The sequence below is a fragment of the Streptomyces liliiviolaceus genome, from assembly GCF_018070025.1.
Lineage (GTDB): Bacteria > Actinomycetota > Actinomycetes > Streptomycetales > Streptomycetaceae > Streptomyces > Streptomyces liliiviolaceus.
In genome coordinates this window covers 6,819,851-6,844,182 of sequence record NZ_JAGPYQ010000001.1, presented here as the reverse complement: position 1 = coordinate 6,844,182, position 24,332 = coordinate 6,819,851, and the positions used below count along the sequence as shown (strand labels likewise).

22 protein-coding genes and 1 pseudogene are annotated in these 24,332 nt (G+C 71.8%); 11 read left to right on the top strand and 12 right to left on the bottom strand.

What is annotated here, in order from left to right; translation table 11 throughout:
* Positions 1-32 precede the first annotated feature (32 nt).
* The 6 genes from J8N05_RS29325 to J8N05_RS29300 all read right to left on the bottom strand — a co-directional run bounded on the left by J8N05_RS29325 (position 33) and on the right by J8N05_RS29300 (position 5,823).
* Complete coding sequence (locus tag J8N05_RS29325) at positions 33-833, bottom strand: ABC transporter ATP-binding protein (RefSeq protein WP_210888134.1); 801 nt, start codon at positions 831-833, stop codon at positions 33-35.
* The gene (locus J8N05_RS29320; protein ID WP_210888131.1) at positions 830-1,642 is read right to left on the bottom strand and encodes an ATP-binding cassette domain-containing protein; all 813 of its coding nucleotides are present in this window, start codon (positions 1,640-1,642) and stop codon (positions 830-832) included. The genes J8N05_RS29325 and J8N05_RS29320 overlap by 4 nt, the downstream gene beginning before the upstream one ends.
* A complete protein-coding gene (locus tag J8N05_RS29315) occupies positions 1,639-2,520 on the bottom strand; it encodes an ABC transporter permease (RefSeq protein WP_210888128.1) in 882 nt (293 codons plus the stop codon). Before J8N05_RS29315 ends, J8N05_RS29320 begins: the two co-directional genes overlap by 4 nt.
* The gene (locus tag J8N05_RS29310) at positions 2,517-3,482 is read right to left on the bottom strand and encodes an ABC transporter permease (protein WP_210888124.1); all 966 of its coding nucleotides are present in this window, start codon (positions 3,480-3,482) and stop codon (positions 2,517-2,519) included. Before J8N05_RS29310 ends, J8N05_RS29315 begins: the two co-directional genes overlap by 4 nt.
* Entirely contained in the window at positions 3,482-5,011 is a 1,530-nt protein-coding gene (locus tag J8N05_RS29305; protein ID WP_210888121.1) for an ABC transporter substrate-binding protein, read from the bottom strand. Before J8N05_RS29305 ends, J8N05_RS29310 begins: the two co-directional genes overlap by 1 nt.
* Before the next feature lie 83 nt (positions 5,012-5,094).
* The gene (locus J8N05_RS29300) at positions 5,095-5,823 is read right to left on the bottom strand and encodes a DUF1684 domain-containing protein (RefSeq protein ID WP_210888118.1); all 729 of its coding nucleotides are present in this window, start codon (positions 5,821-5,823) and stop codon (positions 5,095-5,097) included.
* Between the two features lie 411 nt (positions 5,824-6,234).
* Here J8N05_RS29300 and J8N05_RS29295 point away from each other — a divergent pair, with 411 nt between their 5' ends.
* The 3 genes from J8N05_RS29295 (at position 6,235) to J8N05_RS29285 (ending at position 9,819) form a co-directional block, all read left to right on the top strand.
* Complete coding sequence (locus tag J8N05_RS29295) at positions 6,235-8,265, top strand: bifunctional polysaccharide deacetylase/glycosyltransferase family 2 protein (RefSeq protein ID WP_407699941.1); 2,031 nt, start codon at positions 6,235-6,237, stop codon at positions 8,263-8,265.
* Between the two features lie 45 nt (positions 8,266-8,310).
* The gene (locus J8N05_RS29290) at positions 8,311-9,486 is read left to right on the top strand and encodes an LCP family protein (RefSeq protein ID WP_210888116.1); all 1,176 of its coding nucleotides are present in this window, start codon (positions 8,311-8,313) and stop codon (positions 9,484-9,486) included.
* A gap of 129 nt (positions 9,487-9,615) precedes the next feature.
* Positions 9,616-9,819 (top strand): cold-shock protein, encoded by a 204-nt coding sequence (locus tag J8N05_RS29285; RefSeq protein ID WP_210888112.1) that lies wholly within the window; start codon positions 9,616-9,618, stop codon positions 9,817-9,819.
* A gap of 81 nt (positions 9,820-9,900) precedes the next feature.
* Here the strand turns inward: J8N05_RS29285 and J8N05_RS29280 are convergent, their stop codons facing one another.
* The 3 genes from J8N05_RS29280 to J8N05_RS29270 all read right to left on the bottom strand — a co-directional run bounded on the left by J8N05_RS29280 (position 9,901) and on the right by J8N05_RS29270 (position 12,611).
* Complete coding sequence (locus J8N05_RS29280; protein WP_210888109.1) at positions 9,901-10,572, bottom strand: response regulator; 672 nt, start codon at positions 10,570-10,572, stop codon at positions 9,901-9,903.
* Positions 10,541-11,905 (bottom strand): sensor histidine kinase, encoded by a 1,365-nt coding sequence (locus J8N05_RS29275; RefSeq protein WP_210888106.1) that lies wholly within the window; start codon positions 11,903-11,905, stop codon positions 10,541-10,543. Before J8N05_RS29275 ends, J8N05_RS29280 begins: the two co-directional genes overlap by 32 nt.
* Positions 11,906-12,032: 127 nt before the next feature.
* Complete coding sequence (locus J8N05_RS29270; RefSeq protein ID WP_210888103.1) at positions 12,033-12,611, bottom strand: TetR/AcrR family transcriptional regulator; 579 nt, start codon at positions 12,609-12,611, stop codon at positions 12,033-12,035.
* Between the two features lie 356 nt (positions 12,612-12,967).
* Here J8N05_RS29270 and J8N05_RS29265 point away from each other — a divergent pair, with 356 nt between their 5' ends.
* On the top strand, positions 12,968-14,455 hold the full coding sequence (locus J8N05_RS29265) for an MFS transporter (protein WP_210888100.1): 1,488 nt from the start codon (positions 12,968-12,970) through the stop codon (positions 14,453-14,455).
* 25 nt (positions 14,456-14,480) lie between these two features.
* Here the strand turns inward: J8N05_RS29265 and J8N05_RS29260 are convergent, their stop codons facing one another.
* The gene (locus J8N05_RS29260; protein WP_210888097.1) at positions 14,481-15,392 is read right to left on the bottom strand and encodes a helix-turn-helix domain-containing protein; all 912 of its coding nucleotides are present in this window, start codon (positions 15,390-15,392) and stop codon (positions 14,481-14,483) included.
* A 153-nt stretch (positions 15,393-15,545) separates the two neighbouring features.
* Between J8N05_RS29260 and J8N05_RS29255 the strand changes: the two genes are divergently transcribed.
* Positions 15,546-16,418: an oxidoreductase gene (locus J8N05_RS29255; protein WP_210888094.1), complete on the top strand. Its 873-nt coding sequence runs from the start codon at positions 15,546-15,548 to the stop codon at positions 16,416-16,418.
* 413 nt (positions 16,419-16,831) lie between these two features.
* On the opposite strand, the gene J8N05_RS29250 is transcribed toward J8N05_RS29255, so the two are convergent.
* Positions 16,832-17,617 carry a CDP-alcohol phosphatidyltransferase family protein gene (locus tag J8N05_RS29250; RefSeq protein ID WP_210888092.1) on the bottom strand — a complete coding sequence of 262 codons (786 nt, stop codon included), beginning with the start codon at positions 17,615-17,617 and terminating at the stop codon, positions 16,832-16,834.
* A 144-nt stretch (positions 17,618-17,761) separates the two neighbouring features.
* Between J8N05_RS29250 and J8N05_RS29245 the strand changes: the two genes are divergently transcribed.
* From J8N05_RS29245 to J8N05_RS29225, 5 genes and pseudogenes are all read left to right on the top strand, one after another.
* Positions 17,762-18,754, top strand: coding sequence for a zinc-dependent alcohol dehydrogenase (locus tag J8N05_RS29245; RefSeq protein WP_210888088.1), 993 nt, complete (start codon positions 17,762-17,764; stop codon positions 18,752-18,754).
* 290 nt (positions 18,755-19,044) lie between these two features.
* Positions 19,045-19,443: a 6-pyruvoyl trahydropterin synthase family protein gene (locus J8N05_RS29240; protein ID WP_055513514.1), complete on the top strand. Its 399-nt coding sequence runs from the start codon at positions 19,045-19,047 to the stop codon at positions 19,441-19,443.
* A 23-nt stretch (positions 19,444-19,466) separates the two neighbouring features.
* On the top strand, positions 19,467-20,567 hold the full coding sequence (locus J8N05_RS29235; RefSeq protein ID WP_210890474.1) for a glycosyltransferase family 4 protein: 1,101 nt from the start codon (positions 19,467-19,469) through the stop codon (positions 20,565-20,567).
* Entirely contained in the window at positions 20,564-21,538 is a 975-nt protein-coding gene (locus tag J8N05_RS29230) for a class I SAM-dependent methyltransferase (RefSeq protein ID WP_210888085.1), read from the top strand. The genes J8N05_RS29235 and J8N05_RS29230 overlap by 4 nt, the downstream gene beginning before the upstream one ends.
* Positions 21,538-22,533 (top strand): annotated as a pseudogene (locus J8N05_RS29225) (lysylphosphatidylglycerol synthase transmembrane domain-containing protein); the annotation flags it as partial. The gene J8N05_RS29230 and the pseudogene J8N05_RS29225, both read left to right, overlap by 1 nt.
* A 212-nt stretch (positions 22,534-22,745) precedes the next feature.
* Here J8N05_RS29225 and J8N05_RS29220 read toward each other — a convergent pair.
* Positions 22,746-23,564, bottom strand: a complete 819-nt coding sequence (locus J8N05_RS29220; RefSeq protein WP_210888082.1) for a creatininase family protein — start codon at positions 23,562-23,564, stop codon at positions 22,746-22,748.
* A gap of 39 nt (positions 23,565-23,603) precedes the next feature.
* Between J8N05_RS29220 and ribA the strand changes: the two genes are divergently transcribed.
* On the top strand, positions 23,604-24,272 hold the full coding sequence (ribA, locus tag J8N05_RS29215) for a GTP cyclohydrolase II (protein WP_210888079.1): 669 nt from the start codon (positions 23,604-23,606) through the stop codon (positions 24,270-24,272).
* Positions 24,273-24,332: the final 60 nt, after the last annotated feature.

Below are 24,332 nucleotides of genomic sequence, written 5' to 3'. Positions count from 1 at the left end.
ACCGTCGTGCGGCGGCCGCTCGTGCGGCCCGCTCAGACCGGCAGCCGCGGCACGCTGTCGATCAGGCGTCGGGTGTACGGGTGGGCCGGGTCGCCCAACACCTGGTCGGTGGCGCCCTGTTCGACGAGCCGGCCGCTCTCCAGTACCGCCGTGCGCTCGCACAGGGAGGCGACGACCGACAGGTCGTGGGAGACCATGACGAGGGTCAGCCGTCGTTCCTCCTTCAGCTCGGCCAGCAGGTCGACGACCTTGACCCGGGTGGTGACGTCGAGGGCGCTGACGGGTTCGTCGGCGAGCAGCACGCGCGGGTCGCACACGATGGCGCGGGCGATGGCGATGCGCTGACGCTGGCCGCCGGAGAACTCGTGCGGATAGCGGGAGGCCGCGTCCGCCGGAAGACCGACCCGCTCCAGCGCGGCGGCCACCTTCGGCGCGGCGGTCGCCCGGGAGTCGAGCCCCAGGGAGCGCAGCGGCTCCGCGACGATCGCGGCGACGCGGCGGCTGGGGTCGAGCGAGGAGTACGGGTCCTGGAACACGCACTGGACGCCCCGCCGGAAGCGGCGCATCTGCCGCCGGTCGCGCGGGGCGAGCGGCTCACCGTCGAAGCGGACGGTCCCGGCGGTGGGACGGGCCAGTCCCAGCAGGAGCCGCAGCAGGGTCGTCTTCCCGGCGCCGGACTCACCCACGAGGGCCAGCGACTGCCCCGGCTCGACGGCCAGGGACACGCCCTGTACGACGTCGGCGGCGGCGCCCCGATAGCGTACGGCCACGTCCGTGAGCTCCAGTACGGGTGCCGTCCGCGCCCCGTCCGTCGGCTTCGGCTCGGGGGTCATCGCGGGCTCCTCAGGTCCAGGGCGGACTCCAGTTTCCGGGCGCCTGCGACCAGCGCCCGGGTGTACTCGGCCTTCGGCGCGGTGACGACGTCCAGGACGGGGCCCTCCTCGACGGCCCGTCCGTCCTTCAGCACCAGCACCCGGTCGGTCACCTTCGCGACCACCGCGAGGTCGTGGCTGACGAACAGCACGGCCATCTCGCGTTCGCGGACGAGGGTGTCGAGCAGTTCCAGCATCTCCGCCTGCACGGACACGTCGAGCGCGGTGGTGGGTTCGTCGGCGATCAGCAGAGCCGGTTCGCAGGCCAGTGCCATGGCGAGGGCGACGCGCTGGCGCTGGCCGCCGGAGATCTCGTGCGGGAAGGCGCGGGCGATCCGGTCGGGTTCGGGCAGCCTTACCCGTACGAGCGCCTCGGTGACGGCGGTGCGCAGCTCCCGGCCCTTGAGGCCGGTCCTGCGGGCCAGCGGCTCGGCGATCTGGCGGCCCATCCGCATCAGCGGGTCGAGAGCGGTCAGGGGCTCCTGGAAGACCACGGCCGCGTCCCGGCCGCGGACGGCGGTCAGACGCTTCTCGGGGGCGCCGACGATCTGGGTGCCTGCCAGTTCGACGCTGCCGGTGGCGGTCATGCCGTCGGGCAGCAGACCGAGCAGGGCGAGCGTGGTCAGGGACTTGCCGGAACCGGACTCGCCGATCAGACCGAGCCGTTCGCCGCTGCCGACGGTGAAGGAGAGGTCGTCGACGAGGGTGCGCCCGTCGTCGGTGCGCACGGTCAGGCCGCGTACGTCCAGGAGGGTGCCGGGGGAGGTCATGTCCGCCTCCTTCTCGTGGCCGGGTCGAGGGTGTCGCGCAGTCCGTCGGCGACGAGGTTGACGCCGACGACGAGCACGACCAGCAGGATGCCGGGGGCCAGCGCGCCCGCGGGTGCCGTGGTGAAGGTGGCCTGTGCCTCCTGGAGCATGCGGCCCCAGGAGGCGTTGGGCGGCGGGGCGCCGAGGCCGAGGTAGGACAGTCCGGCCTCGGCGAGCACGGCGAGGCCGAACTGCAGGGCCAGGTTGACCACGAGGGTGGGCCAGATGTTCGGCAGGATGTGCGCGGCGACCGTACGCGGCCAGGAGGTGCCCGAGGTCCGGGCGGCGGTGATGTAGTCCCGCGCCAGGACCCGCTTGACGAGGATCCGCACGAGCCGGGCGACCACCGCGCTCTGCGCCAGACCGATGGCGAGGATCGCGGAGCCGAGGGTGGCCGAGCGGGCGGCCACGACGAGCATCGCGAGCAGCAGCGTCGGGAAGGCGATGAGGATGTCGAGGAACGCGGCGAGGGTGTCGTCGAGCCACCCCTGCGCGAACGCGGCGAGCACCCCGAGGGTGACCCCGACGAGCGCGGCGATGGCGACCGAGCCGAGACCCGCCTGCACGGCGATACGGGCGCCGGTCATCAGCTGGGTGAGCAGGTCCCGGCCCAGCTTGTCCGTGCCGAGCAGGTGCCCGTCGCCGGGGCCCGCGAGCCGGCCGCCGGAGGTGTCGTCGGTGTCGTAGGGCAGCCAGACGAGCGAGACGAGGGCGAGCAGCACGATCAGGGCCGTCAGCGAGCAGCCCGCGAACAGCGTGGCGGAACGGCGGCGGCGGGAGACCGGCGTCGCCGACTCCGCGGGCTCCGTCTCCTTGAGCGGGGCGGCCGGCAGGGTCATCGGGCACCTCCGGAGAGCCGTCCGCGCAGCCGCGGATCGATGATCCGCTGGACCAGGTCGGCGGCGAAGCCGATCAGGAGCACGGCGAGGGTCGAGACGAACAGGACACCCTGGACGACCGGGTAGTCGTGCTGGGCGATCCCGGTGGCGAGCAGCGAACCGAGGCCCGGCAGCGCATACACCGACTCCACGACGACCGCGCCGAGCAGCGTCGAGGCGAGTTCGATGCCGAGGATGGAGATCACGGGGACGGAGGCGTTGCGCAGCCCGTGCCGCCACATGGCCCGCGGGAAGGACGCGCCGAGGGCCCGGGCGGTCCGCAGATAGTCGCTGCCGAGGACGTCGAGGGTGGCGGAGCGGACGTACCGGATCAGGGAGGCGCCCATCACGAGCGCGATGGTGACCACCGGCAGGACCAGGGAGCGGACGGCTTCGGCGGGCGCGTCCCAGCCGTCCTGCGGGAAGCCGCCCGACGGGAGCCAGCCCGCGTTCAGCGCGAACACGGCGATGAGGATCATGCCGAGCCAGAACACCGGCACGGCGATGCCCAGCTGGGAGATCCCGCTGAGCACCGCCCCGTACCAGGTGTGGCGCTTGTACGCGGCCACGAAGCCGACCGGTACGGCGATGACGACGGCCAGCACGAACGCGGCCAGGGTCAGCGGGACGGTGACGTTCAGCCGGGCGCTGACCTCGGGGCCGACCGGCAGCGAGCTGACGAAGGACGTGCCGAGGTCGCCGCTCGTCAGCTGCCCGAGCCAGTGGGTGAACTGTTCGGGCAGCGGACGGTCGGAGCCGATGGAGTGGCGGGCCGCGGCGATCTGTTCCGGGCTCGCGCCCACCGAGGTGAGCGCGTTGGCCGGGTCGCCGGGGAGCAGGCGCAGCAGTACGAAGAGCACCACGCTCGCCAGGGCCAGCGACACCAGGAGGAACGCGAGGCGGCGCAGGAGATAGCGCCCCATCAGCCCTTCTTCTTGATGTCGTAGGCGTAGAACTGCGAGTTCAGGCCGTTGACCGGGTAGCCGGAGAGCTTGCTGCTGGCGACGACGATCTGCGGGTAGAGGTAGAGCCAGTCGCTGGCCGCGTCCTCGGCCGTCTTCCGGTTGACCTTCTTCAGCAGCTCGGTCTGCTCCTCGGTCGTGGAGGCCTCCTCGGCCTGCTCGACCCACTGGGTGACCTGCTTGTCGTCGTAGCCCCAGTAGAAGTCGGGGTTGCCGTACCAGACCAGGTCGCGGTCGTTGACGTGTTCCTGGAGCGTGGCGGTGAAGTCGCGGTTCTTGTAGACCTTCGTGTACCACTCGTCCGGCGTGATCGTGTTGATCTTGACGGTGATGCCGACCTTGGCGAGCTGCGACTTGATGAAGGTCGCGGCCGTGGGGTGCGGGTCGTAGTTCGGCGTGTCGAGGGTGAAGGAGAAGCCCTTGGCGTAGCCGGCCTCCGAGAGCAGCTTCTTCGCCTTGGTGACGTCGTAGGCGTTGACGTCGGTGAGGTCCTCGTACCAGGGGTCGGTCGGCGGCACCATCGAGCCGATGAGCTTGCCGTAGCCGCCCCACACGGATTCGAGGAGCTTCTTGTCGTCGATGGCGGCGGAGACGGCCTGGCGGACCTTGACGTCCGTGAACGGCTTGGCCTTGTCGTTGAAGGCGAGGAGCAGCTTGGTGGTGGAGTCGCCGTCGTTGACCTTGTAGTTCTTGTTGCTCTTGAACTGCTCCAGGGCGTCGGGCGACTGCTCGCTGGTGACCACGTCGACGGCGTTGGTCAGCAGCGCGTTGTTCAGCGCGGAGGCGTCCTTGTAGTAGTGGAAGACGACCTTCTTGTTGGCGGCGGCGTCGCCCCAGTAGCCGGCGAAGCGGTCGAGGCTCAGCGCGGAGCCGCGGGTCCACTTGGCGAGCTTGTACGGGCCGGTGCCGTCCTCGGTCGTCTTGAGGTCCTTGGCCTCGGAGTTGATGATCCAGACGTAGGAGAGGTTGTAGACGAAGGAGATCGACTTCTTCGACAGGGTGACCTTGACGGTCTTCGCGTCGGGGGTGGCGATGTCCTTGACGATTTCGAGGTTGCTCTTGCGGGCGGACTGCGAGTCGTCCGCGATCACCTTCTCCAGGCTGTACTTGACGTCCGCGCTGGTCAGTTCCTTGCCGCTGTGGAACTTCACACCGTCGCGCAGGGTGAAGGTGTAGGTCAGGCCGTCCTTGCTGACCTCGTGGTTCTGCGCGAGGAGCTTCTCGACCTTGCCGTCGTCCGTGAGCTTGAACAGACCCTCGTAGACGTTGCCGTTCAGGGCCTCGGTGACGCCCTGGCCGCCGCCCGCGGTGTTGTCGAGGTTCTGCGGCTCGTAGAGCGAGCCGATGTTCACGGTGGCGCTCTTGTCCCAGGTGCCGGACGAGGCGCTGCCGCCGCCCGAGCCGCCGCCGCAGGCGGTGAGGCCGAGGGCGAGGGTGGCCACGGTGGCGGTGCCGTAGAGGGACGCTCTGGTCGTGCGGTTCTTGCTCATGGGTTCAGGTGCCTTCGCTACGAGGTGCCGCGGGGTGCTGCCGGGGGCCGCGCGGTGCTGCGGGTTTCAGTGTGGAGGGGCGATCAGTGCTGAGCCGGGAAGCCGTCGCGGAAGAGGGGAAGCTTCTCGCCGGCCTCGACGGCCGGGTGGAAGCGGTTCTGTCGCGGCGGCATCGGACAGTTGTACTGATCGGAGAACCCGCAGGGCGGCACGAAGGCCCGGTTGAAGTCGAGGATCACCCGGTTGTCGTCCTCGGTACGCCGTACGAACAGGAAACGGCCGGCGCCGTAGGTGGTGTCCCCGTTGGTCGGGTCGCCGAAGACGAGGAGCAGCGTGCCGTCGTCGTCGAAGGCGCTGAGGGTGTACTCGCGGCCGTCGACGGTGAGCGTGATGTCGCCCGGGACGACCAGCTCACGGGTGCCGCCGTTGTCCCGCAGATGCTCGAACGCGACGCGCCGGGCGCCGGGCACGGGGGTGTACGTCGCTTCCAGGACCCACGCCGGGTCGTACGGGAAGGCGCTGACGCCGTCGAAGTGCCGGATGGCGGGCGACCGCGCGTCCCACAGGCGCAGGCCGTGCTCGGGTTCGCCGGTGACGAGGTCGGTGCGCCGGAGCGTGGTGACCGTCACGCTGTCGGGCTGCCCGGCGCGGACCGCGTCGGCGTCGGGCTCCTCGCCCGCGGGCAGCCAGCGGGTCTCGACGAGGGCGAGGTTCCCGGTCGGCGAGGTGAGCGAGCGGTGGCGCTCGGCACGCCAGGCCTGCCACTCCTCCCCGGGGTCGACGGAGGCCGGGGAGGCGGTGGACTGGGACACGGCGGGCTCATTCGGCTAGGAGGGCAGCGGCGATCCGGGAACGCCGCTGGACGGCGAACACGGACCGTTAATACATGGTCAAAGCATGTCCTTTATCGTTCATAAGGTCACCTAATGTCAAACATGCGTCTCACGATACGGGATCCTTGGTCTCACATCTCAGTGGCCAACCGGATTCCCCTCTTCCTGTGAGGCTCGGCAATGGCCCCGTGCCGTCGCCGGGCTGTGGCTAGACTCCCGCCCCATGCGTAGCCCCGTGCGTGACTCCGGCCCCGCCAGTCAGTGGCGGCAGACCCCTTCCGGCGCATCGGCCACCGACGCGGGGGAGGGCAGAAGAGCGGCCGGAGGGAGGGGCGGCGCTCGGTGAGGGCTCGGCACAAACAGTCCCGCGATCCGCGAGGGCACTGGCTGTTGCTGATACTCGTCCTGCCCGCGATGTTCGCCGCCCTCCTCTTCGAGGGCTGGACCGACCACGAGGTCGACGCCGCCGACACCCGGTCCGCCTGCACCTCGCCCGTACCCGACGCCGTCGCCCGCGGCGGCCCGGTCATCGGCATCAACCAGAACGGCGTCCAGAGTGCCTCGATGCCCGCCCGCACCGTCGCGCTCACCTTCGACGGCGGCCCCGACCCCGTCTGGACCCCGCGCCTGCTCGACCTGCTGAAGAAGCACAGGGCCCGCGCCACCTTCTTCCTCCTGGGGTCTCAGGCGGCCCGCCACCCGGACCTCGTACGGCGGATCCGCGCCGAGGGCCACGAGATCGGCTCCAACACCTACACCGGAGCCGTCCTCGGGGAGACATCATCCCTTCGCTTCTCCGCCGAACTCGACCTGACGCAGAGCGTGTTGGCGGGCACGGCAGCCCTGCGCACCAACCTGCTGCGGATGCCGCGGACCACCTCGCCCGACACCCTGTGCGGCCGTGAATGGGCGGCGGCCCGGCGCGCCACCGCCCAGGGCTATGTGCTGGTCGCCGCCGACAGGGCGTCCCGCAGGCCCGCCCAGGGCATGGTCCGCCAGTTCAGCCAGACGGCGACCGCGTACCGGGAGACCGAGAAGCTGCTCCGCGACCCCGGGGTCGACCGCTTCACCACCGTCTCGGCCGGGGCCCGACTCACGCCGTACGCACAGGTGTCGGCCGTCGAGCGCTGGAGCGGTACGGCCCTGATCCGGACCGCCTGGCTGGGACGCGCGTTCTCGCAGGCGATGACCTGGACACTCGGTGCGGCCGGGGCGCTCGGCGTGCTGCGGCTGATCCTGCTCGTCCACTTCGCCCGCGCCCATGTCCGCCGGCTCGAACGCTCCCGGCCCGGCGCGCCCTGGCTGCGGGAGGTGACGGAACCGGTCACCGTGCTCGTCCCCGCCTACAACGAGGAGGCCGGCATCGAGGCCACCCTCCGCTCCCTGCTCGCCTCCGACTACCCCCGGCTGCAGATCGTCGTGATCGACGACGGCTCGACGGACCGTACGGCCGAACTCGCCGAAGGTGTCGGGGACGCGCGGGTCCTGGTGATCCGCAAGGCCAACGGGGGCAAGGCCGCCGCCCTCAACACCGGCCTGGAGTACGCCAGTCACGACATCCTCGTCATGGTCGACGCCGACACCGTCTTCGAACCGGACGCCGTCCACCACCTCGTCCAGCCGCTCGCGCACCCGGCCGTCGGCGCGGTCAGCGGCAACACCAAGGTCGGCAACCGGCGGGGGCTGCTCGCCAAGTGGCAGCACCTGGAGTACTGCTTCGGCTTCAACCTCGACCGCCGGATGTTCGAGGTGCTGGAGTGCATGACCACCGTGCCCGGCGCCATCGGGGCCTTCCGCCGGGACGCGCTGACGGGAGTCGGCGGGGTCAGCGACGACACCCTCGCCGAGGACACCGACCTCACGATGGCCCTGTGGCGGGCCGGCTGGCGCGTCCTCTACGAGGAGTCCGCCGTCGCCTGGACCGAAGTGCCCACCTCACTGCGGCAGTTGTGGCGCCAGCGCTACCGCTGGTGCTTCGGCACGATCCAGGCCATGTGGAAGCACCGCGGCGCCGTCCTGGAGACGGGCGTGGCCGGGCGCTTCGGCCGGCGCGGACTCACCTACCTCGCGATCTTCCAGGTCGCGCTCCCGCTCCTCGCACCGGTCATCGACGTGTTCGCCCTGTACGGCGTGCTGTTCCTCGACCCGCTCGCCTCGGCCACGGTGTGGTTCGCCTTCATGGGCGTCCAACTGCTGTGCGCCGGTTACGCGTTGCGGCTCGACGGGGAGCGTGTACGGACCCTGTGGTGGATGCCTTTCCAACTCGTCGTCTACCGGCAGCTGATGTACCTCGTCGTCATCCAGTCCGTGGTCGCGGTGCTCCTCGGCAGCCGGCTGCGATGGCAGATCATGAAGCGTTCCGGCACCGCCGCTGAACAGATCGGCGACCCCGCGCCGTATAAGAGCGTGCCCATGCGATGACCCCGCGACGGGGTGACCCCAGGAGTCGAAGGACTGGACAGGCGGATGAACGACGGGACCGGCCACGGGGCGGCGTGGTCGGGGCGCGGCAACGGCGCCCCGGCCTCGACCCGTACGGCACCACTGCCCGGCATGCCCTCACCGGCCACCCCGGGCCGTACGCACGAGGGGCATGCGGACGACGGGAGCCGGCCCCGGCGGAGCGCGACCGGCCGGTCCCCGAGACCCCGCCCCACCCGGCGCCGCAGGGTCGTGCGGCTGACGGTCCTGCTGCTCGCCGCGCTGGTCGCGTCCTCCGCCGGCACCTATGTGTGGGCCGACACCGAACTGGACCAGGAGGTCGACCTCGGCGCCCTCCCGGACCGCGCGCCGGCCGGCAAGGGCACCAACTACCTGATCGTGGGCTCCGACAGCCGGGCGGGCCTGTCCGAGCAGGCCAGGAAGGACCTGCGCACCGGCTCGGCCGAGGGCCGCCGCACGGACTCGATGATCCTGCTGCACACCGGCGCCAACGGCACCACCATGCTGAGCCTGCCGCGCGACTCGTGGGTGACCGTCCCGGCGTACGTCCGCCCGGAGACCGGCCGCAGCTACCGCGCCGAGCCGAACAAGCTCAACGCCGCGTTCTCCCTCGGCGGCCCCGACCTGCTCGTACGGGCCGTGGAGAGCAACACCGGGCTGCACGTCGACCACTACGCGGAGATCGGCTTCGCGGGCTTCGTCGGCGTGGTGGACGCGGTCGGCGGAGTGGACATGTGCCTGGACCGGGACGTCAAGGACCCCAACTCGGGCGCCGATCTGCGCAAGGGCTGCCAGACCCTGGACGGCTCCGAGGCGCTGGCGTTCGTCCGGCAGCGCAAGCAGGAGGCCCAGGGCGACCTGGGCCGTACCCGCAACCAGCAGAAGTTCCTGACCGCCCTCGCCGAGAAGGCGGTCACCCCCGGCACCCTCCTCAACCCCGCCAGGTCCTTCCCGACCCTCGACGCCGGCCTGGACACGCTGGTGGTCGACAGGGACACGGGCCTGCGGGACCTCATGACACTGTTCCGCGCGATGCGGGGCGTCACGGCGGGCGGCGGCCGGCAGCTCAACGTGCCCGTCTCCGACCCGGCCCTCGCCACCTCCAAGGGCAGCGCCGTGCAGTGGGACGACCGCCGCGCCCGCACCCTGTTCACCGAGCTGAGGAACGACCGCCCGGTGACGCTCCCGCAGGAGAAGTGACCCGCCCGTCGGGAACATAACCGGCACACCGGACGTTGTGCGGAGTGGTTGTGGTTGAAGTCTGCGAAACGTTTTCGACGGTTTTCTTCGACAGCTGGCCACCAGCATCCGACTCGAAGGAGACATCACATGGCGCTTGGAACAGTGAAGTGGTTCAACGCGGAGAAGGGCTTCGGCTTCATCGCCCCCGACGAGGGCGGCGACGACATCTTCGTGCACCACTCGGCCATCGACTCCCACGGCTTCCGCTCCCTTGAGGAGAACCAGAAGGTGGAGTTCACGGCCAGCCAGGGTCCCAAGGGGATGCAGGCGGACCAGGTCCGCGCCCTCTGAGGAACCGAGCCTGAACAGGCCCCGCCCCGGGGCGGACCCCGTACGGGAGTCCGCCCCGGGGCTTCCTTCTGCCCGCACCCCTCACCGGGGGCTGCGCGGCACCACCAGTCCGCAGTCGTACGCCAGGATGACGGCCTGCACCCGGTCGCGGAGCCCGTACTTCTCCAGGATGTGCGCGACGTGCGTCTTGACCGTCGTCTCTCCCACGCCCAGTTCCAGCGCGATCTCCGCGTTGGACAGTCCACGGGTCAGGGCCCGCAGGACATCGAGCTCACGGCTGGTGAGCGCGCCGAGTCGCGACGGTACGTCCGGGGTGGCGGGCGCGCCGAGATGGGCGAAGCGGTCGAGCAGCCGGTGGGTGACCCGGGGCGAGAGCACGGCGTCACCGGCGGCCACGGTACGGATGGCGCCGACGAGCGAGTCGGCCGGCCCGTCCTTGACGAGGAAGGCGCTGGCCCCGGCGCGCAGCGCGTCCACCACGTGTGCGTCCAGGTCGAACGTGGTCAGGATGACCACCCGGCTCGGTGACCCCGTCTCCGCGATACGGCGGGTGGCCTCGACGCCGTCCATGACCGGCATCCGGATGTCCATCAGGACGATGTCCGGGGACAGCGACAGGGCGCTCTCGACGGCGGCGACGCCGTCGGCGGCCTCGCCGACGACCGTGATGTCCGGTTCCGCTTCGAGGATGAGCCGGAATCCCGTCCGGATCATGGGCTGGTCATCGACCAGCAGGACGCGGATGGCTTGCATGCGGGGGATGCCCTTCGTAGTGCCCTGCGATGTCGAATGAGAGATCGTCCGGTGCCGGTGCTTCGGCCTGTGCCGGTGACGGCGTCGGTGACGGTGGCGGCAGCGGTACGACCGCGTGCACGCAGTAGCCGCCGCCCGGACGCGGGCCGGTGTGCAGCGAACCGCCCACGGCACCGATGCGTTCCCGCATGCCGAGCAGTCCGTGACCGGGCCCGTCGGGCAGGCCGGCGGGGCGCGGTGGCGTCCCCTCGCCCGGCCGGGGCCCGTCGTCGCAGAGCCGGACGGTCAGCCGCCGGTGCCTGCCCTCCCAGGCGACGGTCAGTTCGGCGTGTGTGCGGCCCGCGTGCTTGAGCGTGTTGGTGAGTCCCTCCTGCACGACGCGGTAGACGGTCAGCTGCGAGCCCGCCGGCAGTTCGGCGGGCGTCCCGGTCGTGGTGAAGTCCACGGTGAGGCCCGCCGCGCGCACCGCGTCCACCAGCGCGGGCAGCGCCTCCACGGTGGGCTGCGGCGGCTCCCTGCTCGGATCGGCGTCCGCCTCGTCCTCCGTGCGCAGTACGTCGAGGAGTCGGCGCAGTTCGGTGACGGTCGCCCGGCCGGTCTCCTCGATCGTGCCGTGCAGCTCGTGGGCCTTGTCGCCGTCGCGGTCCTGGATCCGGTCGGCGGCGATCGTCTGGACGACCATCAGGCTGACGTTGTGCGCGACGATGTCGTGCAGTTCGCGGGCGATCCGGGTCCGCTCCTCCATGACGGCGGCGCGCGCGTTGGCCTCCTGCGCGCGCTCCAGCGCGGCGGCCCGTTGCAGCGCCTGGTCGCGGATGGCGGCGCGCGCCCTGGTCAGCCGGCCGAGCGCCCAGGCCCCGACCAGCAGCACGGCGTCCGCCAGCAGGGTGGCGATGCGGTGCCCGTCCGGGGCGAGGACCGCCTCCGTGACGGCCGCGGCCGGGATGACCGCGGCCACCACCAGGGTGGCCGTCCTGGGCGCGCCCCGCCGGGCGGTCAGGAGGACGGCCGTGGCCACTCCCATGTAGGAGGGTCCGATGGAGGTGCCCTGCGGACCCGACAGGTGCGGGATGTAGTGCCGTGCCTGGAGCGCGGCCACCGCCGCCGTCATGACCAGCAGCACCGGCAGGGGGAACCGCCGGTGCACGGCCAGCGGCAGACCGGACAGCAGGGCGAGTACGAAGAACAGGGCGTCCGGGGTGCGCAGTGCGGGCACGTCCGCCGGCATCGGCACGAGCGGGACGAGCGCGCCCGCGGTGAAGAGCAGGGCCAGACCCGCGTCCGTGACGGCCGGGGGTACGCGCCGTCCGGCGAACGAGTCCATCAGGGTCATGCCACCCACGGTAGACGGATCGCCGCGGCCGCCCCTCTGGCCAGGGGAGGAACGGTTTCCGGCCGCCTCCTCCGTGAAGGCATCCTCCGCAGGGAGGAGGGCCCGCCGGGGCCCCTGGGCGGGCATGTCAGTGGGTGACGCGTACGCCGTCCAGGGCGATGGACATCACCCGGTCGCGCTGGGTGTCGTCGTCGAAGGTCGTCGCGGTGATGCCCGCGACCATGCGCAGCAGATCGACGAAGGTCATGTCGGTGCGGGCCTCCCCGGCCCGCTGGGCCCGCTCGAACAGCGGGGTGCCGGCCGCGTACATGGACTCGCGGCAGGCGGCGAAGATCGCCGACTCGTCGTTCAGGGCCTCGCGCACGGCCCGCTTGGTCACCATGTAGCCGGCGAACCGGTCCAGCCAGGCCCTCAGCGCCTCCCACGGCTCCAGGTCCGCGACCTCGTCGGCGACCTCGCACAGCGAGTTGACCTCGTCCGCGTACAGGCTCTCGAAGAGGTGTCTGCGGGTGGGGAAGTTGCGGTACAGCGTGCCGATGCCGACGCCCGCGCGACGGGCGATGTCCTCCAGGGAGGCTTCGGCGCCCTGTTCGGCGAAGGCCTCACGGGCGGCGGTGAGCAGCGCGTCGTAGTTGCGCGCCGCGTCCTTCCGGTGGGGCCGCCGGGTCGCGACGATCTCGCTGACGGGGAACGACTGGGCGGTCACTGGCTGCCTCCCGGGCGGGACGAGGTTGAAGCGGAGGTAGGCCTCCGCTACAGTGGAGGGGTACCTCCACTTTAGCAGTGCGGGGTGCGTCCACCGGGGACACGTGCGGCCGCACGCGCCACCGGCACGACGTACCCCCGTCCTCGTCCGGGCCCCGTGCCGAGCGCACCGCCCGCCCCCAGACACTCCCTGACACCTTCCGCGACCTTCCCCTGCTCCCGGCTGCCGCTACCGGCCGCGCTCGAACAGGGGGCCCGTCCCACGACCACCGCCGCGTCCCGCGCCGCTCCGGCATGCGCGGACGACGCGAACGTGACGACAGGACCCGGGCCGCCACCAGTTCGGAGAGGCTTTCCATGCCCCGCAAGTCCACCCGCCTCACCTTCGCGGTCCTCGCGACCGGTGCGGGCGTCTTCTCCATGCTGCAGTCGCTGATCGCGCCGGCCCTGCCGACCGTCCAGCACGAACTGCACACCTCGCAGTCCACCGCGACCTGGGTGATGACGGCGTACCTGCTGTCCGCCTCGGTCTTCACACCGATCCTCGGCCGGATCGGCGACCTCATCGGCAAGAAGCGCACCCTGGTCGCCGTCCTGGTGACGGTGATGATCGGCTGCCTGATCGCCGCGCTCGCCCCGAACATCGGGGTACTGATCGTCGCCCGGGTCGTCCAGGGCATAGGCGGCGCGCTCTTCCCGCTGTCCTTCGGCATCATCCGCGACGAGTTCGCCCCGGCCCGGGTGAGCCCCAGCATCAGCAACCTGTCCGCCGTGATCGCCGCGGGCGGTGGTGTCGGCATCGTCGCGGCCGGTCCCATCGTGAGCGCACTCGACTACCGGTGGCTGTTCTGGCTGCCCGTCGGCGTCGTCGCGGTGACCGTCCTCATCGCCGTCCGGTACGTCCCCGAGTCGCCCAGGCGTGCCGAGGGCCGCGTGAACTGGCTCGGCGCGATCCTGCTGTCGGCGTGGCTGGTGGCACTGCTCCTGCCGCTCAGCCAGGCGACGCAGTGGGGCTGGGGCTCGGGCAGGGTGATCGGACTCTTCGCCGCCGCGGTCGTCCTCTTCGTCCTGTGGCTGCTCGCCGAGGCGCGCTCCCGCTCGCCGCTGATCGACCTGAAGGTCATGCGGCTGCCCGCCGTGTGGACCACGAACACCGCCGCGCTGCTGTTCGGCGCGGGCATGTACTCGATCTGGTCCTTCCTGCCCGCGTTCGTCCAGACGCCCAGCTCCGCCGGGTACGGGTTCGGCGCGAGCGTCACCGCGTCCGGACTGCTCCTGCTGCCGATGCTGGTCGCCATGTTCTTCTCGGGCATCCTGAGCGGCCGGCTGGAACCCGTCGTGGGAGCCAAGAAGCTGCTCACGACCGGTGCCGCGCTCGGTGCCGTGGCCTGCGGATTCCTCGCCCTGTGGCACGACGAGCAGTGGCAGGTGGCCGTCGTGTCAGGCGTGTTCGGCCTCGGCATCGGCCTCGCGTTCGCCTCGATGGCCAACCTCATCGTCGGCAGCGTCCCGGCCGAGCAGACCGGCGCCGCGACCGGGATGAACGCCAACATCCGCACCATCGGCGGGTCCATCGGCGCCGCGGTCACCAGCGTCCTGGTCACCGGCCATCTGCAGCCCTCGGGTCTGCCGGAGGCCTCCGGCTACACCCACGGGTTCACCCTGCTGGCACTGCTGCTCCTGGCCGCGGCACTCGCGGCGCTGCTCGTCCCGGTCCAGCACGTACGCCGGATCGCGGGCGCGCCCCGGGCCACCGGCGACCAGGGCCCGGACACGGACCAGGGCGTGGAGCTCGACCTGGCGCGGACGAACCAGGAGACGATCGCCCCCGCTGTACGCAACTGACGTCACCGGTCGTACGCGGCTGATGTCACTGGTCCTCGACGGCCCGGCGGCTCTCGGAGCCGGCCGGGTCCCGGTCCGCCTCGCCGGACGCCGCCAAGCTCCCCAATATGGCGAGAAGCTCGGCGTCCCGGCTGCCCGGCGCGGCCTGGAAGACCTTCAGAACCAGGCCGTCCGCCCCGACGATGCCCAGCTTGCTGGCGTACAGCTCGAAGTCGCCGACCTTCGGGTGCCGCAGCCGCAGGACACGTGACTGCTTGGGGTGCACGTCGTGGCGGCCCCACAGCTGCCGGAAGCGCTCGCTGCGTACGGACAGCTCGCCCACGAGTTCCACCAGACGGGGGTCGTCGACGTCGGGCCCCACATTGGCCCGCAGCGCGGCGATCCCCGCCTCGGTCAGCTGGTCCCAGTCCCGCCGCAGCTCCCGTTCGCTCTCGTCGAGTAGGACGGCCCGCATGATGTTGCTGCCGGGGGCGTGGTTCGGGGACAGGGCCCTGGCCAGCGCGTTGGAGGCCAGCACGTCGGTGAACTTGTTCTCGACGTAGGCGGGGTTGTTCGGCCAGGCGTCCATGAGCTGCAGGATGTCGCGCGGCACGGTCTCGGGCCTGCGCGCGGCCCCGCGTCCGCGGACGTCGGCGGAACCCGCCCTGTGCGCCTGCGACGGCCTGACCTGGGCCAGACCGATCAGATGTGCCGTGGCGTCGGCGTCCAGATGCAGGACGTCGGCCAGGGCTTCGAGGACCTGGAGCGACGGATTGCGGTCGCGGCCCTGCTCCAGGCGCAGGTAGTAGTCGGCGCTGATGCCGGAGAGCATCGCGACCTCCTCGCGGCGCAGGCCCGGGACGCGCCGCAGGCCGCCGCCGCGGATACCCGCGTCCTGTGGCCGGACCAGGGCCCGGCGGGCGCGCAGGAACTCTCCGAGGGCGTTCGTGCCGTTCATACCTCCACCGTAGTTCCGCCCCGGCGCGGGTGACTGTCCCTGTCACTCCCAGGAACAGCGGGGTACTGCCGTCCGTCTCCGGCCCCGCGCAGAGTCGAGGAGCAAGCGTCGAGGAGCAAGCGACGAAGAAGGCGACACAGCGAGAGGCACACCATGACGGACGCGACCGGCACACTCTCCGGCGGCACCCTCACCCCGGCCGACGGCCTGACCCTCACCCGCATGGGGTACGGGGCCATGCAGCTGGCGGGCCCCAACGCGTTCGGGCCGCCCAAGGACCGGGACGAGGCCGTCGCGGTGCTGCGGGAGGCCGTCGAGCGGGGCATCACCCACATCGACACCAGCGACTTCTACGGGCCGTACGTGGTCAACGAGATCATCAAGGAGGCCCTGCACCCCTACGCCGACGAGCTGCACATCGTCACCAAGGTCGGCGCCCGACGCGGCGACGACGGCGCGTGGATCTTCGCGCGGGAGCCCGAGGACCTCAAGGCCCAGGTCCGCGAGAACATCCAGCGGCTCGGCGTGGAGGCGCTCGACGTGGTGAACCTGCGGGTCGGCTCCGCCGAGGGCACGGACGAGGAGCCGCTGAGCGAGCAGTTCGGGGCGCTGGCGGAGCTGCGGGAGCAGGGGCTGATCCGGCATCTGGGCGTCAGCTCGGTGTCCGGCGCCCAGCTGACCGAGGCGCAGGCCATCGCGCCGGTCGTCACCGTGCAGAACCTCTACAACCTGGCCAACCGCCAGGACGACGCGCTCGTCGAGCGGTGCGCGGCGGAGGGGATCGCGTTCGCGCCGTTCTTCCCGCTGGGCGGCTTCACTCCGCTCCAGTCGTCGATCCTGACGGACGTCGCCACGCGTCTGGACGCGTCACCGCAACAGGTCGCCCTGGCCTGGCTGCTCCAGCGCTCCCCGTCGATCGTTCTGATCCCGGGCACGTCGTCACGCACGCACCTCCGCGAGAACATCGCGGCGGCGGACCTGGTCCTCCCGGACAAGGAGATCACCGAACTGAACAAGATCGCTTGAGGGATTCCCACCTGCGCGGCACGCTGATCGGTGCCGGGTGACTGCCTGAGGGGCGCGAGGAACTGCGCGCTCAGCCACGTGCGACCCGCAGCCGACGTAGTGCGTTGTCTGCGGGCCGGTGGGGCTTGGCCGCGCAGTTCCTCGCGCCCCTGACGGGGCTTGCCGAATCGGCTGCTCGGCCACGTGCGACCCGCGGTCGGCGTCGTGTGTCGGCTGCGGGTTCGTGGGGGTTGGCCGCGCAGTTCCTCGCGCCCCTTACGGGGCTCGTCGAACGGGGCAGGGCGGCTTGGGGATTCCCACCTGAGGGGCGCGGGGAACTGCGCGACCAGCCACGTGCGACCCGCGGTCGACGACGTACGCCGACCGCGGGCCGCATCCGGCCGAGCGCGCAGTTCCCCGCGCCCCTCACGTGGCTACGGCGCCCCCACCGTCGCCGTCTCGCGGACGCGGTTCGGCTCGGCGGGCGGGGTGACCTCGCGCCCGGCAGGGCCCCGCGTGCGCCACAGCCAGCCGATGTCACGGCCGAACGACCAGGTCAGCAGGGCCAGGGCGAGGGCGACGACGCCGAACGTCAGGGCGTACGGGAGGATGCCCGCGCCCGCGAGGAGCAGCAGCACACCCTGCAGCGCGGCCACCGTCTTGCGCGCGGTGCTCGGCGGAAGCGCGTTGTTCAGCCAGGGCAGGAACCTCGCGGCCGCCACGAACGCGTACCGCATGCCGCCGATCAGCAGGGCCCACGCCCCGACCGTCGTGGAGACGTACACGCTGAGCACCAGGATGAGGAACGCGTCGACCTCCATGTCGAAGCGCGCCCCCAGCGCCGTGGAGGAGCCGGTGCGCCGGGCGACCTTGCCGTCGACCGCGTCGAGGATCAGGGCCATCGCGGTGAGCGCCACCAGGACCGTGACCGGCGGCGGGCTCTGGAAGGAGTCGGCGACCAGGGCGGTCACCCCGCCGACCAGGGTCGCCCGGCCGAGCGTCACACGGTTGGCGGCTCCGAAGGAGCGGGGCCGTGTGCGGTGCAGGGCGCGTGAGAGCACCGCCCAGGTCGCGAGTCCGAACGCCAGCCCGGTGAGCCAGCCCGCGGGGCCCAGGCCGATCGCCGTGCCGAGCACGCTCAGCAACAGCAGTTGCACGCCCGCTCCCACGGCCGTCTCCTGCTGCAAGAGCCTCGCGTCGTACGTGTTGTTCAGGGCCACCGCACATCCTCCGGCCAGGTGACAGAGTCGATCATTGCCGCGTACCTTGTGCGCGGCTTCGCAAAGGTCGGTACGTGGCTCGTCGCCCGATCGTTCAGCCCGTCCGCTCAGCCGATTCACATGAATCACTCAGGAGGATGCCGAATGGACCGCTCCGCCCGCGCCTTCTGGCTCAGCACTCCCGGCCGTGGCGAACTCCGGGACACCCACCTGCCGGAACCCGCCGAGGGCGAGGTCGTGGTGCGCACCCTCTTCTCCGGGGTGAGCCGCGGCACGGAGACGCTCGTCTTCCGCGGAGGGGTCCCTCAGAGCCAGTACGCAGCCATGCGCGCGCCCTTCCAGGAGGGCGACTTCCCCGGGCCCGTCAAGTACGGCTACCTGAACGTCGGCACTGTGGAGGAGGGGCCCGCCGAACTCCTCGGACGGACCGTCTTCTGTCTCTATCCGCACCAGAGCCGGTACGTCGTCCCCGCGAGCGCGGTCACCCCCGTGCCGGAGAACGTGCCCGCCTCACGCGCCGTACTGGCCGGCACCGTGGAGACCGCCGTCAACGCCCTCTGGGACGCGGCCCCCCTGATCGGCGACCGGATCTCCGTCGTCGGCGCGGGCATGGTCGGCGCGAGCGTCGCAGCGCTGCTGGCCCGGTACCCCGCCGCCCGCGTCCAGTTGGTCGACGCGAACCCGGCACGCGCGGAGATCGCCCAGGCACTGGGGATCGAGTTCGCGCTCCCGCAGGACGCCGCGGGCGACCGCGACCTCGTCGTCCACGCGAGCGCCACCGAGGCCGGGCTCTCCCGCGCGCTCGAACTCCTCGCCCCGGAGGGCACGGTCCTCGAACTGAGCTGGTACGGCGACCGCAAGGTCACCCTGCCGCTCGGTGAGGCGTTCCACTCCCGCCGTCTCACCATCCGCAGCAGCCAGGTCGGCTCCGTCTCGCCCGCCAGGAGCGCCCGCCGCACCTACGCCGACCGGCTCGCCCTCTCCCTGGAACTCCTCGCCGATCCCGCCTTCGACACCCTGATCACGGGCGAGTGCGCCTTCGAGGACCTGCCCGAGGCCATGGCCGGGCTCAGCACGGGCGAGACGACCGCGATGTGCCACCTCGTGCGGTACGACGCGGCCCCGGGGACGACCTAGACGCGGATCTACGGAGCCCCGAGGACGACGACGTAGATCCGAGTGCGACCTCGTCCTGAACCGGGACCGACGTCCGAACTCCGCTCGCAAGCGGTCACATCCGCACACCGAGTAGCCAAAACCCCACGCCGGTAATCAAGTTCGCACCACGCGCCCAACTGACACCCCTGTCCCGGTGAACGCGTCCGAAACTCCGACCCGAACCCTCTGAACACGGAGAACGGACCGGCCGTACTACACGGCACGCCCCGGCAGAGGGGTCAGACGCACCGCACCTGGAGGGTCGTCCGTTGTTCAGCATCACCGTCCGCGATCACCTGATGATCGCCCACAGCTTCCGCGGAGAGGTCTTCGGACCCGCGCAGCGACTGCACGGAGCGACGTTCCTCGTGGACGCCACGTTCCGCCGCGCCGAGCTGGACGACGACAACATCGTCGTCGACATCGGACTGGCCACCAGGGAACTCGGGGAGGTGGTGGCCGAGATGAACTACCGGAACCTCGACAACGAGCCGGTGTTCGCCGACACGAACACCTCCACGGAGTTCCTGGCGAAGGTCGTCGCCGACCGCCTCGCCGAGCGGGTGGAAAAGGGAGCACTGGGCGAAGGAGCCCGCGGACTGGCCGGCATCACGGTCACCCTGCACGAGTCGCACATCGCCTGGGCGAGTTACGAGCGTGCCCTGTGAGCTCATACGCCGACATCATCCCCATGTCCCTGCGCGCCATGCACTTCGTGATGCCGGGCGGAGTCAACGACTCGACCATGCCGAGCGGCGGCAACGTCTACGACGCCCGCGTCAGCCTCGATCTGCCCGGCTTCGGCTGGCAGGTGCACAAGCACGCGATCGACGGCAGCTGGCCCCGGCCCCAGGCGGCGGCCCGCGACGAACTGGCCCGCACCCTCGCGGAGCTGGCCGACGGCACGGTCGTCCTGCTCGACGGGATCGTCGCCTGCGCGGTCCCCGAGATCATCATCCCGGAGGCCGAACGGCTGCGGCTGGTCGTCCTCGTCCACCTGCCGCTCGGCGACGAGACCGGGCTCACGCCCGAGGTGGCCGCCGACCTGGACGCCCGCGAGCGCCACACCCTGCGTGCGGTGCCGGCCGTCGTGGCCACCAGCGAGTGGGCGGCCCGCAGACTCGTCGCCCACCACGGCCTCGCGCCCGACCGCGTCCATGTCGCCACCCCCGGCGCCGACATCGCGCCCCTGGCCCCCGGCACCGACGGCGTCTCGCGGCTGCTGTGCGTCGCCTCGGTCACCCCGCGCAAGGGACAGCACCGGCTCATCGAGGCCCTCGCCACCGTCACCGATCTGCCCTGGACCTGTGACCTCGTGGGCGGCCTCGACCACGACCCCGAGTACGTGGCCGGGCTGCGCGCCCTGATCGAGCAGCACGGCCTCGGCGATCGGCTGCACCTCGCCGGACCCAGGTCCGGTGCCGCGCTCGACGCCAGCTACGCCTCCGCCGACCTGATGGTCCTCACCTCGTACGCCGAGACGTACGGCATGGCCGTCACCGAGGCGCTGGCCCGCGGAATCCCCGTACTGGCCACGGACGTCGGCGGTCTTCCCGAGGCGGTCGGGCGCGCGCCCGACGGCGGGGTGCCCGGTCTGCTTGTCCCGCCGGAGAACCCCGCGGCGCTCGCCGCGGAACTGCGCGGCTGGTTCGGCGAGGCCGACGTACGCCGACGCCTCAAGGCCGCCGCGCGGGCCCGCCGGGCGTCCCTCGGCGGCTGGGCCGCGACGGCCCGGAGTCTGTCGGGTGTCATGGGGCGACTGAAGAGCGAGGCAAGGAGGGGGGCGGCATGAGCGGCACCAGCACAAGTACGAGTACGAGTACGGGCGTCAGTACGAGCACGGCGCCGGCGGAGGGCCCGGGGGCGGGGGAGCGCGTACGGGACACAGGAACGATTCGGCTGGGCGACCGTACCCGCGGTGAGGCCACCGACGACACCACCCGCTACGCGCCCGAGTGGCTGCAGCTGCGGGAGGGCGTCGACGCCGCGGCCCGGTCGTCCGAGCTGCTCGATCCGCTGCGGATCCGGCTCGCGAACCTGCCGGGACGGGCGGGCGGGTTCGTCATCCACGACCTCGGCTGCGGCACCGGCTCCATGGGACGCTGGCTCGCGCCCCGGCTCGACGGCCCCCAGCACTGGGTGCTGCACGACCGGGACCCGTACCTGCTGCACTTCGCGGCCGTCGGCTCGCCCCGTTCGGCCGCCGACGGCAGCCGGGTGACGGTGGAGACCCAGCGCGGCGACGTCGGCCGGCTGACCGCCGACGCCCTGGCCGGGGCCTCGCTGGTGACGGCCTCCGCCCTCCTCGACGTCCTCAACGCCGGCGAGATCGAGGCACTGGCCGCGGCCTGCGCCGGAGCCGGCTGCCCCGCCCTCCTCACCCTCTCGGTGGCGGGCCGGGTCGAACTCACCCCGGCCGACCCGCTGGACGCCGAGATCGCCGACGCGTTCAACGAGCACCAGCGGCGCGGGGGCCTGCTCGGCCCGGACGCGATCAGCGCGGCCTGCGACGCCTTCTCGGGGCACGGCGCGACGGTACGGGTGCACCCCAGCGCCTGGCGCCTCGGCCGGGACGAGTCCGCGCTGACCGCGGAGTGGCTGCGCGGCTGGGTCGGCGCGGCCGTCGAGCAGCGGCCCGAACTGGCCGCCCGCGCAGAGACGTATCTGCGTGAACGTCTCGCGGCCTGCGAGGCGGGGGAGCTGACCGTGGTGGTCCACCACAGCGATCTGCTCGCGCTGGCCCGGCCGGCCGGAGGCGTGTGATGGGCGCGGGAACCGTGACGCGCCAGGAACGGTCCCCGGCCACCCCGGACGAAGAGCTGTCGGCGGCGGTCCGCGACGGCGACCCGGACGAGGCGACGGAGCGGACCCACACCGACGCGGAACCCGGCGAAGCCGCCGGGCGTCCGCGCGGCGGCCGGACGGGCGGCGCCCGCTCCGGCGTCCGGTTCCTGCGCACCCACTTCGGCACGATCGCCGGCGTCGTCATCCTCACGGTGCTGACCTGGCGGCTGGGTACCGGAGTCTTCCTGGACGGCCTGCGCCGCATCGACGGGGTCACCCTCCTCGCGGCGCTCGGCATCGGCGTGCTCACCACGGTGTTCAGCGCCTGGCGCTGGTGCGTGGTGGCCCGGGGCATGCGCCTCGAACTGCCGCTGGGCGCGGCCGTCGCCGACTACTACCGCGCGCTGTTCCTCAACGCGGCCCTGCCCGGCGGCGTCCTCGGGGACGTGCACCGGGCGGTACGGCACGGGCAGAGCGCCGGGGACGTCGGACGCGGAGTGCGCGCGGTCGTCCTCGAACGCGTCGCGGGACAGGCCGTCCTGGCCGCGGTCGGCGTGGCCGTCCTGCTCACCCAGCCCTCGCCCGTGCTGTCCGAGACCCGGCACCTGGTCGCGCTGCTGGCGGTCGTCTCGGTGTGCGGGGTCGTCACCGTCGGCGCCGTCCGCGGCAGGGGCAGGGCGCCGCGCGCCTCCCGCCGCTTCCGGGCCGTGCGGGGCGCGCTCACCGAGGCCCGCGGGGCGCTGCTGTCGCGGGGGAGCTGGCCCGGCGTGGCGATCTCGTCCGTCGTGGTCCTCGCGGGGCACGTCCTGATGTTCCTGCTCGCGGCCCGCGCGGTCGGATCGGCCGCGCCCGCCGCCGAGTTGGTGCCCCTGGCGCTGCTGGCCCTGATCGCCATGGGACTGCCGCTGAACGTCGGCGGCTGGGGGCCACGGGAGGGCGTCACCGCCTGGGCGTTCGGCGCCGCGGGCCTGGGCGCGACCCAGGGCCTGACCGTCGCCGTCGTCTACGGCGTCCTCAGCTTCGCCGCGAGCCTGCCCGGCGTCGCCGTCCTCGTGGGGCGCTGGTACGTGGGACTGCGCGGCCCGCGCGAGAGCCGCGGGGCGGCGGCCGGCGCCGCGGACCAGGACGCGCGGCCGCGTTCGTCCGGAGAGCCGCTGCCGGCCCGCGCCGACGGGAACGGGGGCGCTCAGGACGGATCGACGGCCGGCGGTACGTGCGGTGCGAGCGGAACCGGCGGTACGTCGGAGTCGGATGTCAGTAGGGAGAAGTACGCTCCGAAGGAGTCGGCGAGCGAGGCGAGAAGTTCCTTCCCCTTCTCGGCGGACGCCCTCGAAGGGCGGCCGATGACACCGGACCTGGTATAGGCCGACATACCGAGGGAGAGCAGATGCCTGCGGTCGTCGGCGACGAAGTCGGAGGTCTCGTAACCGGGCCTGAGGTATTCGGGATCGGTGTGCAGCAGAATGGAGGTCTCGATTTCCCCCGCATGCATATCGGTGAGCAACGAGGTCTCCACCCCGGCCGCCTCCCGCGCCGTTTCCCAGTCCTCGACCGCCGGGAACAGAGCCATTCGAGCACCGGTGGCGGTGGATTCCTGAACGACATTGCCCAACACGTAATTGCCGCCATGACCATTGATCAGTACGAGCGTGTCCACGCCCGACCGCCGCAGTGAATCGGCTATGTCCCGCACCATCGCATGGAGTGTCACGGAGGAAATGCTCACCGTTCCCGGCCAGGCCGCGTGTTCGTGGGAGCAGGAGATCGTCACCGGAGGAAGGAGATGAACGGGGAATGCGGCAGCGACCTCCCGGGCGATGGCACACGCCACGAGCGTGTCGGTCGACAGCGGAAGATACCGGCCGTGCTGCTCGAAGCTGCCGACGGGGAGCACGGCGACCTGCCGGGCAACGCCGGCGCCTCGCGTGCGCACATCCTCCGTGGTGTCCGCCGGCAAGGGCCCTGACGCCGTGAACCGTGTTTCCGAACCGTCCGAATCGACCATGTTCTCGCGACCTTTCGTCTCTGCTTAGGAACCAGAATCATGACAGAAATAGATGGCGTACTCGCCGGGAAATCCCAGTCCGCAGGCGTCGAGCGGGTCGTGAGTTCTCCGCTGCCCACTGTGTACGGCGATTTCGAGGCCGTCGGCTACCTGGACCGTACCCGCGGAGACGAACAAGTGGCCCTGGTGTACGGCGACATACGGGGCGCCCGGGGCGAGGGAATACTCACCCGGCTGCACTCCGAGTGCCTGACCGGGGACGCGTTCGGGTCCCGGCACTGCGAGTGCGGCCCGCAACTCACCACCGCGCTGAGGGAGATCGCCGCGGAGGGCCGCGGTGTCCTGATCTACCTCCGGGGGCACGAGGGCCGCGGTATCGGACTGCTGGCCAAGCTCCAGGCGATGAAGCTCCAGTCGGAGGGCCTCGACACGGTGGAGGCGAACCTCGCGCTCGGCCTGCCCGTGGACGCCCGTGACTACGGCGTGGGCGCGGACATCCTGCACGACCTCGGTGTCCGCTCGGTGCGGCTGATGTCCAACAACCCGCGCAAGCGGGAGGCGTTGGTCCGCAACGGCATCCGGGTCGACGCCCAGGTGCCGCTGCTGATCCCGCCCTGCGACGACAACATCACCTACCTGCGCACCAAGCGCGAGCGCCTGGACCACGACCTGCCGCACCTGGACGCGGTGGTGGGCCACCGGGTCTGACCCGCCCGGCCGCCCCGGCGGACCGCCCTCCCCGGACCGTCCGCCCGCCGCGCCGGATGT

What these genes read in the sequence shown, in the direction of transcription:
- J8N05_RS29325 (WP_210888134.1), bottom strand. Translation starts at nt 833, where the DNA reads ATGACCCCCGAGCCGAAGCCGACGGACGGGGCGCGGACGGCACCCGTA.
- J8N05_RS29320 (WP_210888131.1), bottom strand. Translation starts at nt 1,642, where the DNA reads ATGACCTCCCCCGGCACCCTCCTGGACGTACGCGGCCTGACCGTGCGC.
- J8N05_RS29315 (WP_210888128.1), bottom strand. Translation starts at nt 2,520, where the DNA reads ATGACCCTGCCGGCCGCCCCGCTCAAGGAGACGGAGCCCGCGGAGTCG.
- J8N05_RS29310 (WP_210888124.1), bottom strand. Translation starts at nt 3,482, where the DNA reads ATGGGGCGCTATCTCCTGCGCCGCCTCGCGTTCCTCCTGGTGTCGCTG.
- J8N05_RS29305 (WP_210888121.1), bottom strand. Translation starts at nt 5,011, where the DNA reads ATGAGCAAGAACCGCACGACCAGAGCGTCCCTCTACGGCACCGCCACC.
- J8N05_RS29290 (WP_210888116.1), top strand. Translation starts at nt 8,311, where the DNA reads ATGAACGACGGGACCGGCCACGGGGCGGCGTGGTCGGGGCGCGGCAAC.
- J8N05_RS29285 (WP_210888112.1), top strand. Translation starts at nt 9,616, where the DNA reads ATGGCGCTTGGAACAGTGAAGTGGTTCAACGCGGAGAAGGGCTTCGGC.
- J8N05_RS29280 (WP_210888109.1), bottom strand. Translation starts at nt 10,572, where the DNA reads ATGCAAGCCATCCGCGTCCTGCTGGTCGATGACCAGCCCATGATCCGG.
- J8N05_RS29275 (WP_210888106.1), bottom strand. Translation starts at nt 11,905, where the DNA reads ATGACCCTGATGGACTCGTTCGCCGGACGGCGCGTACCCCCGGCCGTC.
- J8N05_RS29265 (WP_210888100.1), top strand. Translation starts at nt 12,968, where the DNA reads ATGCCCCGCAAGTCCACCCGCCTCACCTTCGCGGTCCTCGCGACCGGT.
- J8N05_RS29260 (WP_210888097.1), bottom strand. Translation starts at nt 15,392, where the DNA reads ATGAACGGCACGAACGCCCTCGGAGAGTTCCTGCGCGCCCGCCGGGCC.
- J8N05_RS29255 (WP_210888094.1), top strand. Translation starts at nt 15,546, where the DNA reads ATGACGGACGCGACCGGCACACTCTCCGGCGGCACCCTCACCCCGGCC.
- J8N05_RS29245 (WP_210888088.1), top strand. Translation starts at nt 17,762, where the DNA reads ATGGACCGCTCCGCCCGCGCCTTCTGGCTCAGCACTCCCGGCCGTGGC.
- J8N05_RS29235 (WP_210890474.1), top strand. Translation starts at nt 19,467, where the DNA reads ATGTCCCTGCGCGCCATGCACTTCGTGATGCCGGGCGGAGTCAACGAC.
- J8N05_RS29230 (WP_210888085.1), top strand. Translation starts at nt 20,564, where the DNA reads ATGAGCGGCACCAGCACAAGTACGAGTACGAGTACGGGCGTCAGTACG.
- J8N05_RS29220 (WP_210888082.1), bottom strand. Translation starts at nt 23,564, where the DNA reads ATGGTCGATTCGGACGGTTCGGAAACACGGTTCACGGCGTCAGGGCCC.
- ribA (WP_210888079.1), top strand. Translation starts at nt 23,604, where the DNA reads ATGACAGAAATAGATGGCGTACTCGCCGGGAAATCCCAGTCCGCAGGC.